The organism is Clostridium beijerinckii, from assembly GCF_008705175.1.
In the GTDB taxonomy this organism is placed as follows: domain Bacteria; phylum Bacillota; class Clostridia; order Clostridiales; family Clostridiaceae; genus Clostridium; species Clostridium beijerinckii.
This window is the reverse complement of sequence record NZ_CP043998.1, coordinates 5,235,736-5,252,614: the sequence shown is the minus strand read 5'-3', so window position 1 is coordinate 5,252,614 and position 16,879 is coordinate 5,235,736. Positions and strand designations below refer to the sequence as shown.

Sequence of the window (16,879 nt, the reverse complement as noted above, 5' to 3'; positions counted from 1 at the left end):
TATGTTTGTACATAATAAATTATTATCTTGTAAATAATAAAAAATGAAAATTACTTGAATATAAGTAATCCTAATATTTAAACAAAGGAGAGATACAATTATGAAAAACAAACTAGATAACAGAAAAGATAATGTAGATAGAATTCAATATAACATTGATAGAACCATCTTGAATTGCGAACTTGCAGATGAAATGATAGAAAAAACTGATGATCCTAAAATGCAAGAAACATTAAAAGAGAAGAATGATAGAAGAGAAGAAGCGCTTCGAGGCATGAGAGAAGAAATTAGAGATGAGGCATTGGATAAAGAAAGAGGATATAAGTAGAAGGAATACGTATAAATTTAATAGCATTTAACAAAAAAATGAAGTATAAAGTATATTATTAATATATAGTATATCCTATTAAAATATATTAAGTTACTAAGTGTAAAATAAAAATCACTTGTGAATTATTTATAAGTCACAAGTGATTTCTATTTAAAAGCTTAATGAATATCCTAATTATATGAAAAAAGTATTTGTTAATTTACATAGTTTCAGGTTATAATAGTAAGGTGATGAAAAGGTTTAAATTATATAGTAATTATTTCTTGTAACAATCCGATATACAGTATATAATATTATCGCCAACATATTTGTATTTTCTACAAAATTTTCATTAATGGCAGTAGCAATTAATATTTTTGAATTACTATAAAATTTAATTTTACAGGTCATATTGGAATATTGAAAATAAAATCTTAAGGGAGGAAAAAGTGTGAGCTATAAATTATTAATAATAAACCCAGGTTCTACGTCAACAAAAATATCTGTATTTGAGGATGAAAAGGAAGTATTTGGAGAAACTATAAGACATTCTTCAGAAGAAATAGGAGAATTTAAACATATCTCTGATCAACAAAACTTTAGAACAGAAGTTATATTGAAGATATTGAAAGATAATAAAATAGATATAAAGGAATTAGATGCAGTAGTAGGTAGGGGGGGGCTTTTAAAACCAATCCTAAGTGGCACATATAATGTAAATGATAACATGTTGAAGGATTTAAAGGAAAGTATTAAAGGAGAGCATGCATCTAATCTAGGTGCTATAATAGCAAATGAAATTTCTAAATCTATTGGCAAATCTGCATTCATAGTAGATCCAGTAGTAGTAGATGAAATGGAAGAAATAGCTAGATTGTCAGGTGTTCCAGAGCTTCCTAGGAAGAGTATTTTTCATGCGCTAAATCAAAAGGCAGTAGCTAAAAGATACGCTAGAGAAAACTCTAAAAATTATGAAGATATAAATGTTATCGTAGCACACATGGGTGGCGGTGTTTCTGTAGGTGCACATAAAAAAGGAAAAATAGTGGATGTTAATAATGCACTTGATGGTGAAGGAGCTTTCTCCCCAGAAAGAAGTGGTGGAGTTCCATCAGGCGATTTGGCTAGAATGTGTTTTAGCGGAAAGTATACATTGGAAGAAATCTTAAAGAAAATAACAGGAAAAGGTGGATTTGTAGCTTATCTTGACACAAACGATGCTAGGGTTGTAGAAAGTGCTGCACTAGATGGAGATCCAAAGGCTAAGATGGTACATGATGCTATGGGATATCAAGTTTCAAAGGAGATAGGTGCGGCAGCAACAGTACTTAACGGTAATGTTGACGCTATAATTTTAACTGGGGGAATGGCATATGGAAAGCCTATGGTTAATCTAATAAGAGAACGAGTAGGCTTTATAGCACCTATGGTGATCTATCCAGGTGAAGATGAAATGCTTGCTTTAGCACAAGGCGTAATTAGAGTACTTAACGGAGAAGAAGAAGTTAAAGAATACAAATAAATTATTAAGTGAATTTAATAAGATAATGATAGAGGTGAGGGTTCTTTAAAACGGAAGCTTCACCTTATTTTTTATAACCTTAAAATTTGCAAGTATAAATGCTATAATGTTATATCGAATAGGTGTGTACTCGGATAATATTATAATAGATTAATCATGCTGAATATCTAAATTGTAATTAATAACATTTAATTTTTTAGTTAACTTATGCTATGTTCATACGATAAGTATAATAGAGTGATCGGGAAAGTACGAATGAAATTAGTAGGGGAGAAGATAATATGCCAGGAATTTGGAATATAAATAATGGATATAATATAAATACAAAAAAAATTTCTAGCAAGTTAACTTTTGAAGTAGGGGAACGCTTTACAGGAAGAGTAGTTGCAAAGGGAGATGGAAAAGATATTACAGTCAAGTTATCAGATGGATGGCAATTTATTGCTGAGCTTGAGGGAAATATCAATTTGGATGATCTTAAGTTAGTTAAGTTCCAAGTAAACGGATTTGAAAATGGGAAGTTAAAATTAAAACTAGTAGAAGATTCTGTAGATGAAAAATCAACTGGTGATGAAAGCTTTCAGGAAATAATCGATAAAGAAGGCCTTTCAAAGGAAGATATTGATATTTTAAAACAGATGGTTAAGCGTAATCTTCCTCTAACTAGAGATAATATTAATTTAATTAAAGGATTAATTCAATTTAATGGAAAGATAAGTTCAAATCCAAAGGAAATAGATGCATTTATTCAAACATATCTTCAAAGTAAAAATATATCTGGAAATAGTGAGGAAGGTCAAGCTGTTAAAGAGATGCTTACCAAGTTCCTGAATGAATTTAAGAATATGTCACAAGACGATATACTTACATTTATAGAAAATAATTTGGATTTTTCGGAAGAAAGTATAGATAGTTTTAACAAGTTGTTTAAAGGAAATTCATCAATAGAGCAAATATTAAAAAAGATGAATGAGTCATTAAATTTTATAGAATCACCAAATAATAACCTTGAGACTGTAGTTAAAAATAAAACAATAGATAGAGAAATTGACCTGATGAAGAATACTACAGATACAACTAAAGCAATAGCATCGAAGTTGTATAATGAGAATGATCCTTCAAATAGGAAAATAAATGTTCTGGATGTATTAAAAACATTAGCAGGAAGTGAAGATAGTGAATTAAATATAGCTCAAAAGTTTGCTGATAATGAGAAAAATAACTTAAATACTCAAAAAGTAAATCTTTCACCTTCGTTAGTTGAAAAATTAAATAATAAAGAAATAGTTGAGCTAATAAAGGAAACAATGGGTAATAGTATCACAACTGATAGTGAACCCAGGACACAAGCACAAAGTCTTATAGAATCATCAAATAAAAATAAATTAGAAATATTATTAAGTAATATTGAAGGCAGGGAAGTTAAACTTACTGATAGTGAATATAAAGAATTCAATAAATTATTGAATAATAGAATTGAAGGAAAAGATCACTATGAAGAAACAGTATCTAATGATAAAGGTGGAAATATACAGCCTAAGGAATTGTCAACATCATTTAAGGAAAACTTTGCTGATCTAAAAAATGAGGATTTACTATTAAGAAGTAATTTAGATAGCAAAGAAGCTATAAAAGCTGATATGAAATTCAAGATAGATGGAGTAAGGGATATAGTTAAGAACTTAATAGCACATGTGGATTTAAAGGATGCAGGATATGAAAAAATAATGGATTTAATAAAAAATAATATAAATGATATTAAGGTATTCAATTCCGTAAGCAATGAGTATTATTATTTAAATATTCCTATAAATGCAAATAGCCAAGAATATCCATGTAAACTAATAATAAAGGATAATAGAAAAGATGGTAAAAAAATAGATAAGACTAATGCTAAAATGGTTGTTAGTGTTAAAACAGCTAATTTAGGAGAGGTCGATGGATATTTGACATTAAGAGATAACAGAATTGATGTAAATTTAAAATGTGAAAGTCATTTTGCATCTATTTTAAACAATAATAAATCTAAATTAGCAGATGGGTTATCAACACTTGGGTTGTTTGTTAATATAAGTGTATCCATGAAAGAAAAGCCTGTGGACTTAGTAAGTTGTAGAAATTTCTTTAACGATTTAACTATTTCTGCTATCGATATTAAGGTATAATAATTAGTGTATTCATTTAAAATACGCAGTTAATGTGCAATGAAGGAGTCTTAATTATAATGCTTTTAGATCGTAAGGAATTTTAGCTTTAATTGTACATTTTGGCACTATTGAAAATATTGGTTAGGAGTGTACAGGAATATGAATCAGAGGAAGAAAGCCGCAGCATTAAAGTATGAATTTAATAGCGATGCACCAGTAGTTACAGCAGCTGGGATGGGGCATATTGCAGATAAAATAATAGAAAAAGCAACGCAAAACGAAGTACCAATAGTATACAATAAAGAGCTAACTGATTTATTGTGTAATGTAGATGTTGGAGATGAAATTCCTACGGAATTATATGAAGCAGTAGCTCATGTAATTGCTTTTCTTACTGATTTGGATAAGAAGAGATTATAGACAGAAGAAACACGGAAGGTGAGAAAATGGCACTTTATACTATTTCAGATTTACACTTAGGTTTTAATGTTGAAAAGCCAATGGACATTTTTGGAGATAAGTGGAAAGCGCATTCTGATAAAATAAAAGAAAATTGGCTTAAAAAAATAACTGAAAAAGATATGGTGCTTATAGCTGGAGATATATCTTGGTCTTTAAAAGAGAATGATAGTAAATATGATTTGGACTGGATAAATGAATTACCAGGTAAAAAGATTATAAGCAAAGGAAACCATGATTATTGGTGGGGGAGCATATCGAAATTAAATAAGATGTATGAAAATACTAAGTTTCTCCAAAATAATTTTTATACTTATGAAGATTATGCTATATGTGGGACTAGAGGATGGATGTGCCCAGGAGGGGATAAATATACTAGCAAAGATGAAAAAATATATACCAGAGAACAAATAAGGTTGAAACTTTCGTTAGATGCTGCGAAAAATAGTGGATTTGAAAAGATAATTGTTATGCTTCATTACCCTCCTACAAATGATAAATTTGAGGAATCTGAATTTACACGAATGATTAAAGAATACAGTGTAGAAAAAGTTATATATGGACATTTGCATGGTCCAGTACTACTTGGAAAAGTATTGAATGGATATTTAGATGGAGTAGAATATATATTAACATCAGCAGATTATTTGAATTTTGATCCTAAAAAGATATTATGATGCAGATAAATATAGAATGAAATTTAATTCAACAAATATAAATAGAAAATTTGTTGGAGTTTAAAATTAATCTGAATAATAAGCAAGTAGGTAATTGTATTTATATATTATTATAAATACAACTGGAATAAGTAGGTTATATTTCTTTACATAATTATAATAAGATTTGGAGTGACGTTTTATGATTTATTCCTTAGAAAATGAAAAAATTAAAATTACTGTTAGTGAACATGGAGGCGAACTACACTCTATAACAGGTAAGAAGGAAGGTACTGAATATCTTTGGAATGGGAATCCGGAATATTGGAAATACCACGCACCACATTTATTTCCTATAATAGGCAAGCTAAAGGATTCTAAGTATAGAGTTGATGGAAAGGAATATGAATTACCATCTCATGGATTAGCAAGAATTTCTCAATTTACCTTGCTAAGTCAAAGCAATGAATCTATTACTTTTGAGTTAAAGTTCTCGGATAAAAGTCTTGAAGTATATCCATATAAGTTTTCTTTGCAGGTTACTTATGATATTAAAGAAAATAGTGTAAAGGTAAGTTATAAAGTTATCAACTTGGATGATAAAAAAATCTATTTTTCAATTGGAGCTCATCCAGCATTTATGTGTCCAATTGAAAAAACAGAGATATTAGAGGATTATTATCTTAAGTTTAATGAGAGAGAGGATAGCTCAATTATGTGTTTTGATAGGAATACATATTTTACTCATGAGAAAAAAGATTATTTAACTAATAGTGATATTATTGAACTTAAAAAAGATATATTTAAAGATGACGCATTAGTATTTGATGATTTAAAATCAAATAAAATTACAATAAAATCAAAGAATCATAATAAGTCTTTAAGTGTGGAGTTTGATGGATTTCCTTACATGGGAATATGGGCTCCAGCTGATGGCGCTCCATTTGTATGTATAGAACCTTGGTTTGGTCATGCTGACTATGGCGATTTTAATGGAGACTTTAAGGATAAAGAAGGAATAATGTTCCTAGAAGAAGGAAAAGAATTTAGCTGTAGCTATATAATTTCTATTGAAGAGTAAAAATTATAGCATAATTGAAATAATAAAAGCTATCTAATTGAAAATATTAGATAGCTTTCTATTGTTTATTAATAAATAGATTTTAAAATCTATGATAAATGTTCTATTGAATTACTCATCTTTTTAATAGCATCTTCTTGGCTATTAAGATCTGTAATAATTTCTTTTGATAAAGATTCATGTTCTTTGAAAAGAACGCTTACGTTATCAATTGAATTAATAACAGTATCTTTTGCCTCAGAAGCAGTAGTCAAATTTTCTATGCAAGTGCTAATTTCTTCAGTGGCATCTTCTATAGAAGTTTTAATATCGGAAAAACTAGTTTTAGCTTCTTGTAGTGAGTTATGTTGAGTTGTTAATGCTGAATTACCAGAATTCATTGCATTAGAAGCTTTTAATATGTCTATTTTAATTTCTTCAAGTATACTAGTTATACTTTGAACAGCAAGTTTTGAGTTTTCTGCAAGTTTTCTAACTTCACCTGCGACAACAGAAAAGCCTTTACCAGCTTCACCAGCTCTTGCAGCCTCTATAGCTGCGTTTAATGATAGAAGATTCGTTTGGCTTGCGATTTGGCTTATAGAATCAGTTATACTGTTTACAGATTCAAGTTTTGATACTAAAGCATTTACTGTTGAAGTTGATATTGTGAAAGCGTCTTCAAGCTCATTTAGAGATGTATCTAAATTTCCTATTGTATTTAATCCTGTATCAGCCAATTTATCAGTATCCAACACTTTAATGTGAACATTAGTAATGTTAATTGCTAAGTCTTCCATATTAGCACGAAAACCTGATAAGATATTCTTAACATTACTTATTTCTCTGCTTTGAGCTTCAGCAGAAGATACTAATTCTGATGCAGTAGACGAAGCGTTTTTTATAGAACTATCAATTAAAACGGCTTTTTCTCTTAAATCATTGATGTTAGTTAAATTTTTCTGACTAGCGTTAGTATTGTTTTCCCCACTGTTAGAAACATTTGATACAATAGTTTCTGTCATAGTAGTATTTTTATTATTGTTTTTGTTAAAAAATCCCATGTTATATTCCCCCTTGAAATGATAAATAAAAATATATTTTTATGTGTTGGCAGTTTTAATTAAATCTTTTCCAACGCGAGCCATCTCTTTAATTTTATAAGAAGAATTTGTATTAACAATAGTTTTAGAGTACCATTGTAATGCATCTTGATTATTTCCTAATCTTCGGTTTAATTCTCCCAAAAGATACATTAAAGAATCTCTTTGTAAGCCATATATAGGAAAAATCTCAGTCATATAAGCAGTGTTGAATCCTTCGAGAGCTTGCTTTAAAAACAAAGTTTCTTGAATATTATTATCCAATAATCTATTCAACCAAGCAATTTTTAGAGAAATCATACCTTTTGTACTATTTGGCAAATCAATAAGCATAGCATTTAATAAAGCCAATTTATAGCGCTCAATTGCTAATTTTTCATCTAAAATATGAGGATATTCTCTTGGTTTCCATTTTGGTGTTACGTTACTTAAAACAAGTTCTTTTTTATGTGATTTTAGTTTTTCAAAATCTGATCTCATTGCAGCGTAGCCGCATGAATTACATATTAATACATCATAAAAATACGGATTTACTACAGAGTATCTTATAAAGAAATCTGAATCCTTAGAAATAACTCGTGGTGACTTAGATTTAACTGTTTTAGCTTTAAAATGTGAATTACAAACAGGACAGACTATCTGTTTGTCAAAAAGATGATTTAATATACTCGTATCACTCATTTTCAGTCACCCCATTAAAAATGCAATCTAGAATAAAATTCTATATTATACATTGATTATAACATATTAAAAGCATTCATAAATAGTCTATGAATATTTTTTAAATAGTTTATTTATTATTAATTACACTTAATTTAAAGTTTTTGATATAATAGATAAGGATGAAATTGAGAAATGATAGTAATGTATTAAAGGGTGATATAATGGCAATGAATGATTGGAAGGTTTTCTTAATGCCTTATGAGCAAGCAGTAGATGAACTGAAAGTTAAGTTAAAATCAATTAGAAAAGAATATAGAAAAAAAAATGAATATTCACCTATAGAGTTTGTAACAGGAAGAGTAAAAGAAGTATCAAGTATGTTAGAAAAAGCTAACAAATTTGAAATACCAATAGATAGGATTAGATATGAACTTGAGGATATTGCAGGAATAAGAATAATGTGTCAGTTTGTTGATGATATAGACACAGTAGTGCAGATATTAAGAGAACGTAAAGATATGCAGATTCTTTATGAGAAGGATTATGTAAGGAATGTTAAAGAGAGTGGTTATAGAAGTTATCATATGATAATAAAATATCCTGTAAATATGGCAGAAGGACTAGTTGAAATTTTGGCTGAATTTCAAATAAGAACATTAGCAATGAATTTCTGGGCAACTATTGAACATTCTCTTAATTACAAATATAAGCAACATATACCAGAACAATTAAAGGAAAAACTTAAAAGATCTGCAGATGCAGCATTTAGATTAGATGAAGAAATGTTAGAAATCAAAGATGAAATTAAGGATGCACAAAAATTATTTGAGGTTAAATCACATTTAATTTCAAATATAATGAATTTACTATTAACTTTAATTTCACTAGGTAAGGAAACAGAGGCAGCCAGATTCCAAAAAACTTTAAATAAGTTAATAGAAGATGGGGAAGTTTGGGAGCTAAATAGTTTATTGTTTTCTGTTAAAAGAGAAATTGAAAAATATACAGATTAAGAGTTTTTGTATATTTAGTTCATAAGGAAAATTATGTTTTGTTGTTCAAATAGTTTAAAATATAGCTGTAGATTTTCAATATTTAAAAGAAATATCTGCAGCTATGTTTTTTATTTTGAAGGGGATATTGTATTTATTAATCAAGCATAGTGAATATGTCAGTAATATCAAGTATAATGTTTTATATAGAAATAATATAGTACGAAATTAATATATATGATAAGGAGATAAAAATGGATAGAGATCAACTATTATTGAGATTGAGAAACAATCCTGAATATATTCAGGAAATAGACAAAGTTGATGAGGAATTAGAGTTATTTATTGTTAAGAATAATGGTAACAATATTAAATATATTAAGAACCCGAGTAAGGAAGTGCAAAAACAAGCTATTGCAAATACCCCGCTGTCAGCAAAATATATTAAAGACATTAATGAAGAAGTTGCTATAATGTGTGTTAAAAGCTTGTGGAACTCTTTAGAGTTAATAAATAATCCTACTAAAAAGGTGATAGAGGAAGCTATTAAGACTAAAGGATGGGCTATACAATTTATAGAGAATCCTAGCGAGGAACTTCAATTATTAGCTGTTAGTAGGGACTATGATGCAATTAAATATATAGAGAATCCTTCTGAAGAAATTCAGCTTAAGGCTATAGAAAACTACTATGTAGCAATTAGATTTATAAAGAATCCAAGCCTTAAGGCGAAAATAAAGGCAATAGAGCTAAATGGAGAAGCTATAAATTATATTTCCAACTATGATTTAGATGAAATAAAGAAATTTATATATGAAAATATAAATGTAGTTAAGTATATTTATGAAAGCATAGATGTAGAACTTGTAATTGATGTGCTTCAAGAAAAAATCAAAGAAGAAGATATTAGTAAGAAGTATATTGAAGATTTCTTAGAGTTAGAGGTTTTGGAAATGGATAAAATTAATTTTGTAAGAGAATATGGAAGCAAGAATGCCAAAAAGTTGCTAGTAGATTATAAATTATCTATATAAGAATGGAGGCGAAAAGATTGAATTATTTAGAGTGTTTAAATACAGTAGATTTAGTAGTCGCATCAAATGATGTGCCTTTAATTATAGGAGAAAGTGGAGTTGGAAAGACTTCATTAGTTAAGCGTATAGCAAGAGAAAATGGATATTATCTTGTTACAATAGATGCAAACTTGCTAAAGGAAGGGGAAATAGGAGGACTACCTGTAGTTGAAAATAGGACGACTATATATGCGACACATAGTAAGCTAATTGAAATCAAAAAAGCATTAGATGAAGATATAAATAGAGATGTTATTTTATTTATAGATGAATTGAATAGATGCGATCATGCCGTAGCACAAGAACTTATGAATCTTATCTTAAATAGAGAGATTAATGGATATATTTTGGATGAGAGAGTTAAAGTAATAGCTGCAATGAATCCTTCTAATAAAAATGATGGCTTTAATAATAGTCAATATGATGTTGTTGATATGGACCCAGCTCAAGAAGATAGATTTGTCTGGGTAAAGTTAGACTCGGATATTAAAGAATGGATTAAGTGGGGAATGAGTAATGATGGAAATATAGATGAACATATCATAGAATTTTTGTCTACATTTCCTGAATATCTTCATACTCCTGATTCAGAAGAAACAATAAAGGCTACTCCAAGAAGCTGGGAGAGAGTATCAAAAGCATATAAGGTATTTGTAAAAAATAAGGGAAAATACTCTTTAGATACTCTACTGAATGTTGTAAAAGGAAATGTTGGGATTAGCATTGCAAATGATTTTGGAAACTTTTTGATAAACCTAAAAACACCTTTAGTAAAGGTTGAAGATATATTCAGCAGTGATATTTTAAATTTTGATCTAAAGGAAAAAATAGAAAAGGAAAATCATTCTAGATTATACATATTGTCTAAAAATTCGTTAAGGTATTTGGAAAATATGCCGATAGAAAGGAATTTAAGGCTATTTTCAGAACTTTTAAATTTATATCCAAGAGATTTGAGACTTGGTATTATGAAGGAAATAAAAAGAGATTATAAGGAAAGTGGACTATATGAAAAGTTACTAGGTACTGAAGAGTTCTTAGAAGCATTTTTTAATATATTTGGTTGATGAGTTAAGATATAAAAGTTTTTAATTAAGCTTTGGAAGGAGGCTGAGTTTGTATATGGATTTTGAAGAAAAAAGACAGCAACTTTTAAAAGAAGCCTATCAATTGAGTGAAGATGATAAATTTAGTGATAATTATAAAAGAAATTTCTTTGAGCTAGTAGAGGATATTATATTATATTTGTTGCAAACTCAAGATGTTTTTTTTGGGCAATTCATGCTTAGAGTTCAACGGAAAATAAATACTACCTTAACAGCGCCAATATCAACTATTCCAAAGCGTGATAGATTCGAGATGTATTTTAATCCATTTTTATTTTTGGATTGTAATAGAAAAGAAATGGCAGCATTATTTAAACATGAAATATATCATATAATGAATTCTCATTTTGAAAGAGAAAGAAAATTGAAGGATAGATTTAGTAAAGAAGCGGTAAATGTTGCTTTAGATATTTCAATTAATCAGTATATAAAAGATTTACCACCCTTTAGCAAAAGGCTTTATGCAGTTAACATGGAATATAATTTATCACTTGAGGAAAATAGAAGTGTCGAGGAATATGCAGAAGAAATTCATAAATCAATTAAGTCTAGAATAAAGCAAGATAAAGTTGATAAAGATGATGATTCGAAATATGAAGTGGATATGTCAAAAGTCCATGATTTGTGGGAAAGTGCTCAAATAAGTGATGAAGATATTAGCAATTTGACTAAGAAAACGGCTCTAAGTGCTTATAATGAAAACACTCCAAAAGGATTAGAAAACATAATTTTAGCGTACAAAGAAAAGGCAGAAATACCTTGGCAACTTGTTCTTAAAAATATACTCCCAAGTGTGAAATCAGGATATAAGAGGACAATAACAAGAAGGGATAGAAGACAGCCGGAAAGATTAGATTTAAGAGGGAGGTTACCTAAGAGTCAAACTGAATTAATTGTAGCAATAGATATAAGTGCTAGCATGAAGGACAGTGATATGCATAAGATACTAGTGGAGATATTGTCTATAACTTCAAATATTAAGAATAAAATCACAATTATCGAATGTGATAGTGAGATTAGAAAAGTATATGACTTAAGAAATGAGAATGACATAAGAAAGAGAAGCAAAGATAATGGATCTACGAAATTTACACCTGTATTTAGGTATATAAATGAAAATAATTTAAGAAGTGCTGTATTAATATATTTTACAGATGGTGTTGGAGAAAGAGAGCTTGAAGTAAAGCCAATTAACAAAAAAACTATATGGGTTGTATCTGGAAATGAAGAATTATCATTAAAAAATCCTTATGGAGAGATTAAAAGAATAAATACTGAAAAGAAGGAAAGCTCAGGTGGGAATATCGGATTGAAAATGGTAAATGAAGCTATACACGACTGGGCTAGATAGGGAAATTATTAACCAATTTTAAATAGGCAAATATAAGGTAATATGTTAAAATAAATTACAGTATAGAGGAGTGATATTCTTGACCCAAGGAATGAAAATTACAGATTATACAAGGTTTTTATCTATACTTCTTGTAGTAAGTATAATACTTAATATATATGTAGTATTTAAATTAAATAATTATAAATATAAACTAGGTCAGGAATCCTATACTAAGATAGAGGATTTTAAGCAAAGAAATGAAAGCAATATGGATATATTGTCTAAAGGAATTGAAGAGAATAGTTTAAAAAATGAAGATTTAGTAAAGCTTTATAAGAATTATGATGAAATGTCTAATGACATAATAGAATTATGGCAACAGTATAGAGCATACACTCAAAATGCAATACCGTTTTTCTCTAAGGTAATTAAAACTGATAAGATAATGGAAAATAATATAAATGAAAAGATAAAGGAGTATATGTTGTCTACTGTAAGTAAAGAGATGAAAAATGAATCAAATAAAATAAGGCTAGAAAGTGAAGATTTACAATCTTTTAAATATATGTATGAGATTTCTTCAAAAACATACGAATACTTTAATGAATTTAATGAAGAAAATTTAAATGGAGCTACAGGTGAAGATAAGGAAAGTAAAGTTATAAAAAATCATTATTGGATAGATCTTTTGGAAGGTATATATAAAATAAGTGATGACTATGGGAATGTGCAGTGGAAAATAGAGTCGGTTGATAGTACAAATAAGTAAAGTGATTAACTGTAGAGTAAGAATTAAGCTTTTTGTAAGGGGAATGTTAGATGGTATAAGAACTCAGAACAACAAAAAAATGTAGAATAAATATTCTTCATTTATTCTACATTTTTTATTATGATTTTAGTGGCATCCTGAGCAAGAACCACCACATCCGCCTTCAGGCGCTATAACAGGCTTTAAACTTAAGCCATTACCTTCATTTTCATCAGAAGAAAGTATTATAAATCCACCAAATTGTTCTATTAGGGATTTTTCGTATATAAATGAAATATCATTCATTTTTTCAACCTCGTCGGCATCAGTAGCTTCTGAAAGAGATATGTTAAAAACTGGACCGCTACATGCATAACCAGCAAAATTTATTCTAATATTGAAATCAGTTATTTTATTTTCTTCTAAAAAAGCTTTAAATTCATTATAAGCTTCTTCACTTATATTAACATTTTTCATATATAAACACCTACTTTATGAAATATTAATGATATTAAATCATTAAAGTAAGTATAGCATATATATATTAAAATAAAAAGTTAATATTAATAGTTATATTATGTCTAAGAATGTGCTATTATATTATGGTTTATTGAATATATAATGTTAATAAATAAATTATACAATATTATACATAAATTGGAAAATGTGCTATAATAATATAGAACTATTAAAGATTTTGCATTAAATATTGTAAGAAGGGGAATTAACTATGAAACCATATAATAAAAGTTTTGTGTTCCAAGAGATAAAGCGATATAGTGACTTAATTAATCAAGGAACTTGTGGCGACTATAAAATAGTTAAAGATACCATAATAAAGCAAGAATTACAAGGTTATATGTATGAAAATGAAGAAGAATATGATATAGATATAATTCAATTATATAAAAATGGCAGTGATTTAATGAAACTAACACCAGAGACAGTTGAAAGTTCATATGGAGCAATTTCTTTTGCTCACGGAAAAGTTGGTGTAATTGGACTTGGCATTGGATATGTAGTTCAAGAAATTGCAAAAAAAAATAGTGTAGAAGAAGTAATTGTATATGAAATTAGTGAAGAAATAATAAAATTATATAATAATAATTTTCCTAAAAATAAAAAAATACGGATAATAAAAGGGGATGCCTTTAAAGCAAAAAAAAATAAATTTGATTTCTTCTATGTAGACATATATAAATGTGAGTTAAGTTCTAAAATAGTTAAGGATTATAAGATTCTAAATGAGCTTCACGAAATTGAAGAATATGCATTTAGAGGATTAGAACATTTTTTATTAAGTTGTAAATATGAGGATATAGTGTGGATTTATATACCTGAAAATTGGATTTCAATGAGTAAGAAAGCATATGAAGCTCTTGATGCTTCAGGATATTTAAATAGCTATAAGCCTTTAGATGAAGAGAATGTTAAAAAAGTATTGTTTGAGTTTAAAGAAATCTTAAATGCATAAATTTTCTTATATATTGTGATATTATTGGTTAGGCATTTAGAATTTATTAGATTTAATACATTAAAATAATACATTATGAACTATTTATTAAAGTATATAGCTTGGAGGAGAACTAATGATATTATCAGGAAAAGAAATATTAAAAAATATTGGTAGTAATATAATAATTGAACCTTTTGATGAGGAAAAAATAAATCCTAATAGTTATAATTTGTCTTTGCATAATGAATTATTAGTTTATGAAAATGATATTTTAGATATGAAAACTCCAAATCCAACAAAAGTTATAAAAATTCCGGAGGATGGATTATTATTAGAACCAGGTAAATTATACTTAGGTAGAACAAATGAATTTACGAGTACTAGTAAATATGTCCCTATGCTTGAAGGACGCTCTTCAACAGGTAGATTAGGGTTATTTATTCATGTTACAGCTGGATTCGGAGATATTGGATTTTCAGGCTACTGGACGTTAGAAATTTTTTGCGTTCAGCCAATAAAAGTTTATCCTAACGTAGAAATATGTCAAATATATTATCATGATATCCATGGAGAATATGATTTATATAGCAGTGGAAAATATCAGAATAATAAAGGAATACAGCCAAGTTTAATGTATAAAGATTTTGAAAGATAGTTGTATTTATGAGCAATACGTTCTAAAAATTTTAAGCATCAAAATCTGTATTAAGTCATCAGGCAATGCAAGGTAAGCACTCTTATAACGAATGAATTATATTGCTCAAAATCTATACATTGTTATTTTAAAACTAAGTTCGTAAATATGTTCAACTTACTAAGTCTTATTTATAATAATAAAATTGAGATTTATTAAGTTGAAACAACAAATACGATATGCAAATATTATCTGCAAATTCATGTAGTTCATCATATACTGATATTTCAATTTTATTTCCGAAATTGCATTCAGAAATATCACTTATATGTTGGTTAATATGAAAAAAGGTTCGGATGTTTTTTTAGATACTCTAGAAGAAAATATCCGAATCTTTTTTTATCTGAGGATAATTAAAATAAAAAATTTCACATATATCTATTCAAAAGATTCTGATGGGGATGTATCATATATAATATAGATAAAGCGCTTTTAACAAATCATTTTTAAATATAAATTAATATATAAAGGAGAATGAAGTAAATGAAATTAGTGATATTAGAGCCATTAGGTGTAAATAAGGATAAGTTATTGGGAATGGCAAAGAATAGTTTAGGAAATGAAGTAGACATAATATATTATGATACAAGAGTAGAAGATACCGAAACATTAATAGAAAGAAGCAAAGATGCTGATGCTGTAGTAATATCCAATCTTCCATATAAAAAAGAGGTAATAGAAAACTGTCCAAATTTGAAAATGATTTGTGTTGCGTTTACAGGAGTAGACCATGTTGCAATGGATTACTGTAAGGAAAGAGACATTTTAGTATGCAATTGTGCTGGATACTCAACTGCTGCAGTTGCAGACTTAGTATTTGGTATGGTTATTTCTCTATATAGAAATATTATACCATGTGATAAGGTGACTAGAGAAGGTGGAACGAAGAATGGGCTTGTGGGATTTGAACTCGCAGGAAAGAAGTTCGGAGTAGTAGGGGCAGGAGCTATAGGTATGAGAACTGCCGCAATTGCTAAAGCATTTGGATGTGATGTATACGCTTATAGCAGGACTAAAAAAGATGTTGAAGGAATCGAATTTGTAGATTTAGATACATTAATGGCTACTTGTGATATAGTATCGCTTCATGTTCCACTAAATGAAAGCACTAAAGGATTAATAAATAATGAAAAATTATCATTAATGAAAGAAAGTGCAATTTTAATAAATACAGCACGAGGTCCTGTTTTAGATAGTTCAGCACTTGCGGAAGCTTTAAATAATGGCAAAATTGCCGGTGCGGGAGTAGATGTATTTGAAATTGAGCCACCAATTCCTACAGATCATGTATTGTTTGGAGCAAATAATTTAATAGTTACTCCTCATGTTGCATTTGCAACAGCGGAAGCTTTCGAAAAGAGAGCAGTTATTGTTTTTGATAATATAAAAAAATGGTTAAAAGGTACTCCGCAAAATGTAATTAAATAAGTCAATTTATATATGTTAATTTAGAATTAGAAACCTGGGAAGAAAAGCCTTGATGCTTTTCTTAGATAGTATAAATAGAAATCCCTTTTGAGGGATTTTTATTTTTTTATAAAATTTTTATAATTGCTT

The 16,879-nt window shown here is 28.3% G+C and carries 17 protein-coding genes; 14 read left to right on the top strand and 3 right to left on the bottom strand.

Going from position 1 to position 16,879, the window contains the following annotated elements:
- The first annotated feature begins 100 nt into the window (after positions 1-100).
- The 6 genes from tlp to F3K33_RS23465 all read left to right on the top strand — a co-directional run bounded on the left by tlp (position 101) and on the right by F3K33_RS23465 (position 6,175).
- Positions 101-328 (top strand): small acid-soluble spore protein Tlp, encoded by a 228-nt coding sequence (gene tlp, locus F3K33_RS23490; RefSeq protein ID WP_023973947.1) that lies wholly within the window; start codon positions 101-103, stop codon positions 326-328.
- 433 nt (positions 329-761) lie between these two features.
- Positions 762-1,832, top strand: a complete 1,071-nt coding sequence (buk, locus tag F3K33_RS23485; RefSeq protein ID WP_012060764.1) for a butyrate kinase — start codon at positions 762-764, stop codon at positions 1,830-1,832.
- 281 nt (positions 1,833-2,113) lie between these two features.
- Positions 2,114-3,997, top strand: coding sequence for a flagellar hook-length control protein FliK (locus F3K33_RS23480; protein ID WP_039769893.1), 1,884 nt, complete (start codon positions 2,114-2,116; stop codon positions 3,995-3,997).
- A gap of 141 nt (positions 3,998-4,138) precedes the next feature.
- Complete coding sequence (locus tag F3K33_RS23475) at positions 4,139-4,399, top strand: EscU/YscU/HrcU family type III secretion system export apparatus switch protein (RefSeq protein WP_012060762.1); 261 nt, start codon at positions 4,139-4,141, stop codon at positions 4,397-4,399.
- 26 nt (positions 4,400-4,425) lie between these two features.
- Positions 4,426-5,115, top strand: coding sequence for a metallophosphoesterase (locus tag F3K33_RS23470; RefSeq protein ID WP_023973945.1), 690 nt, complete (start codon positions 4,426-4,428; stop codon positions 5,113-5,115).
- A 181-nt stretch (positions 5,116-5,296) separates the two neighbouring features.
- Positions 5,297-6,175 carry an aldose 1-epimerase family protein gene (locus tag F3K33_RS23465; RefSeq protein WP_039769894.1) on the top strand — a complete coding sequence of 293 codons (879 nt, stop codon included), beginning with the start codon at positions 5,297-5,299 and terminating at the stop codon, positions 6,173-6,175.
- An 89-nt stretch (positions 6,176-6,264) separates the two neighbouring features.
- Here F3K33_RS23465 and F3K33_RS23460 read toward each other — a convergent pair whose 3' ends face one another.
- Positions 6,265-7,218: a methyl-accepting chemotaxis protein gene (locus F3K33_RS23460; RefSeq protein WP_017211248.1), complete on the bottom strand. Its 954-nt coding sequence runs from the start codon at positions 7,216-7,218 to the stop codon at positions 6,265-6,267.
- Positions 7,219-7,257: 39 nt separating this feature from the next.
- A complete protein-coding gene (locus F3K33_RS23455) occupies positions 7,258-7,938 on the bottom strand; it encodes a DUF2225 domain-containing protein (protein ID WP_017211247.1) in 681 nt (226 codons plus the stop codon).
- Positions 7,939-8,141: 203 nt separating this feature from the next.
- On the opposite strand from F3K33_RS23455, the gene yjbM reads away from it, so the two are divergent.
- From yjbM to F3K33_RS23430, 5 genes are all read left to right on the top strand, one after another.
- Positions 8,142-8,933 (top strand): GTP diphosphokinase, encoded by a 792-nt coding sequence (gene yjbM, locus F3K33_RS23450; protein ID WP_023973943.1) that lies wholly within the window; start codon positions 8,142-8,144, stop codon positions 8,931-8,933.
- A 233-nt stretch (positions 8,934-9,166) separates the two neighbouring features.
- Entirely contained in the window at positions 9,167-9,946 is a 780-nt protein-coding gene (locus F3K33_RS23445; RefSeq protein WP_023973942.1) for a hypothetical protein, read from the top strand.
- Between the two features lie 17 nt (positions 9,947-9,963).
- Positions 9,964-11,052 carry an ATP-binding protein gene (locus tag F3K33_RS23440; protein ID WP_012060755.1) on the top strand — a complete coding sequence of 363 codons (1,089 nt, stop codon included), beginning with the start codon at positions 9,964-9,966 and terminating at the stop codon, positions 11,050-11,052.
- Positions 11,053-11,107: 55 nt separating this feature from the next.
- Positions 11,108-12,442, top strand: coding sequence for a vWA domain-containing protein (locus F3K33_RS23435; RefSeq protein WP_023973941.1), 1,335 nt, complete (start codon positions 11,108-11,110; stop codon positions 12,440-12,442).
- Between the two features lie 79 nt (positions 12,443-12,521).
- Positions 12,522-13,193: a hypothetical protein gene (locus F3K33_RS23430; protein ID WP_039769897.1), complete on the top strand. Its 672-nt coding sequence runs from the start codon at positions 12,522-12,524 to the stop codon at positions 13,191-13,193.
- 126 nt (positions 13,194-13,319) lie between these two features.
- Here the strand turns inward: F3K33_RS23430 and F3K33_RS23425 are convergent, their stop codons facing one another.
- Positions 13,320-13,649 carry a HesB-like protein gene (locus F3K33_RS23425; RefSeq protein WP_017211242.1) on the bottom strand — a complete coding sequence of 110 codons (330 nt, stop codon included), beginning with the start codon at positions 13,647-13,649 and terminating at the stop codon, positions 13,320-13,322.
- Positions 13,650-13,902: 253 nt separating this feature from the next.
- Between F3K33_RS23425 and F3K33_RS23420 the strand changes: the two genes are divergently transcribed.
- From F3K33_RS23420 to F3K33_RS23405, 3 genes are all read left to right on the top strand, one after another.
- Entirely contained in the window at positions 13,903-14,646 is a 744-nt protein-coding gene (locus F3K33_RS23420) for a hypothetical protein (RefSeq protein WP_017211241.1), read from the top strand.
- Between the two features lie 115 nt (positions 14,647-14,761).
- Positions 14,762-15,283 carry a dCTP deaminase gene (gene dcd, locus F3K33_RS23415; protein WP_039769899.1) on the top strand — a complete coding sequence of 174 codons (522 nt, stop codon included), beginning with the start codon at positions 14,762-14,764 and terminating at the stop codon, positions 15,281-15,283.
- A 522-nt stretch (positions 15,284-15,805) separates the two neighbouring features.
- Positions 15,806-16,750, top strand: a complete 945-nt coding sequence (locus tag F3K33_RS23405) for a 2-hydroxyacid dehydrogenase (protein WP_039769901.1) — start codon at positions 15,806-15,808, stop codon at positions 16,748-16,750.
- The last annotated feature ends 129 nt before the right edge of the window (positions 16,751-16,879 follow it).

Excerpts from the sequence above, each read along its gene's own strand:
- F3K33_RS23435 (WP_023973941.1), top strand. The coding sequence starts at position 11,108 with ATGGATTTTGAAGAAAAAAGACAGCAACTTTTAAAAGAAGCCTATCAA.
- F3K33_RS23445 (WP_023973942.1), top strand. The coding sequence starts at position 9,167 with ATGGATAGAGATCAACTATTATTGAGATTGAGAAACAATCCTGAATAT.
- F3K33_RS23470 (WP_023973945.1), top strand. The coding sequence starts at position 4,426 with ATGGCACTTTATACTATTTCAGATTTACACTTAGGTTTTAATGTTGAA.
- F3K33_RS23475 (WP_012060762.1), top strand. The coding sequence starts at position 4,139 with ATGAATCAGAGGAAGAAAGCCGCAGCATTAAAGTATGAATTTAATAGC.
- F3K33_RS23460 (WP_017211248.1), bottom strand. The coding sequence starts at position 7,218 with ATGGGATTTTTTAACAAAAACAATAATAAAAATACTACTATGACAGAA.
- yjbM (WP_023973943.1), top strand. The coding sequence starts at position 8,142 with ATGGCAATGAATGATTGGAAGGTTTTCTTAATGCCTTATGAGCAAGCA.
- F3K33_RS23465 (WP_039769894.1), top strand. The coding sequence starts at position 5,297 with ATGATTTATTCCTTAGAAAATGAAAAAATTAAAATTACTGTTAGTGAA.
- F3K33_RS23455 (WP_017211247.1), bottom strand. The coding sequence starts at position 7,938 with ATGAGTGATACGAGTATATTAAATCATCTTTTTGACAAACAGATAGTC.
- tlp (WP_023973947.1), top strand. The coding sequence starts at position 101 with ATGAAAAACAAACTAGATAACAGAAAAGATAATGTAGATAGAATTCAA.
- F3K33_RS23420 (WP_017211241.1), top strand. The coding sequence starts at position 13,903 with ATGAAACCATATAATAAAAGTTTTGTGTTCCAAGAGATAAAGCGATAT.
- F3K33_RS23405 (WP_039769901.1), top strand. The coding sequence starts at position 15,806 with ATGAAATTAGTGATATTAGAGCCATTAGGTGTAAATAAGGATAAGTTA.
- F3K33_RS23425 (WP_017211242.1), bottom strand. The coding sequence starts at position 13,649 with ATGAAAAATGTTAATATAAGTGAAGAAGCTTATAATGAATTTAAAGCT.
- F3K33_RS23480 (WP_039769893.1), top strand. The coding sequence starts at position 2,114 with ATGCCAGGAATTTGGAATATAAATAATGGATATAATATAAATACAAAA.
- dcd (WP_039769899.1), top strand. The coding sequence starts at position 14,762 with ATGATATTATCAGGAAAAGAAATATTAAAAAATATTGGTAGTAATATA.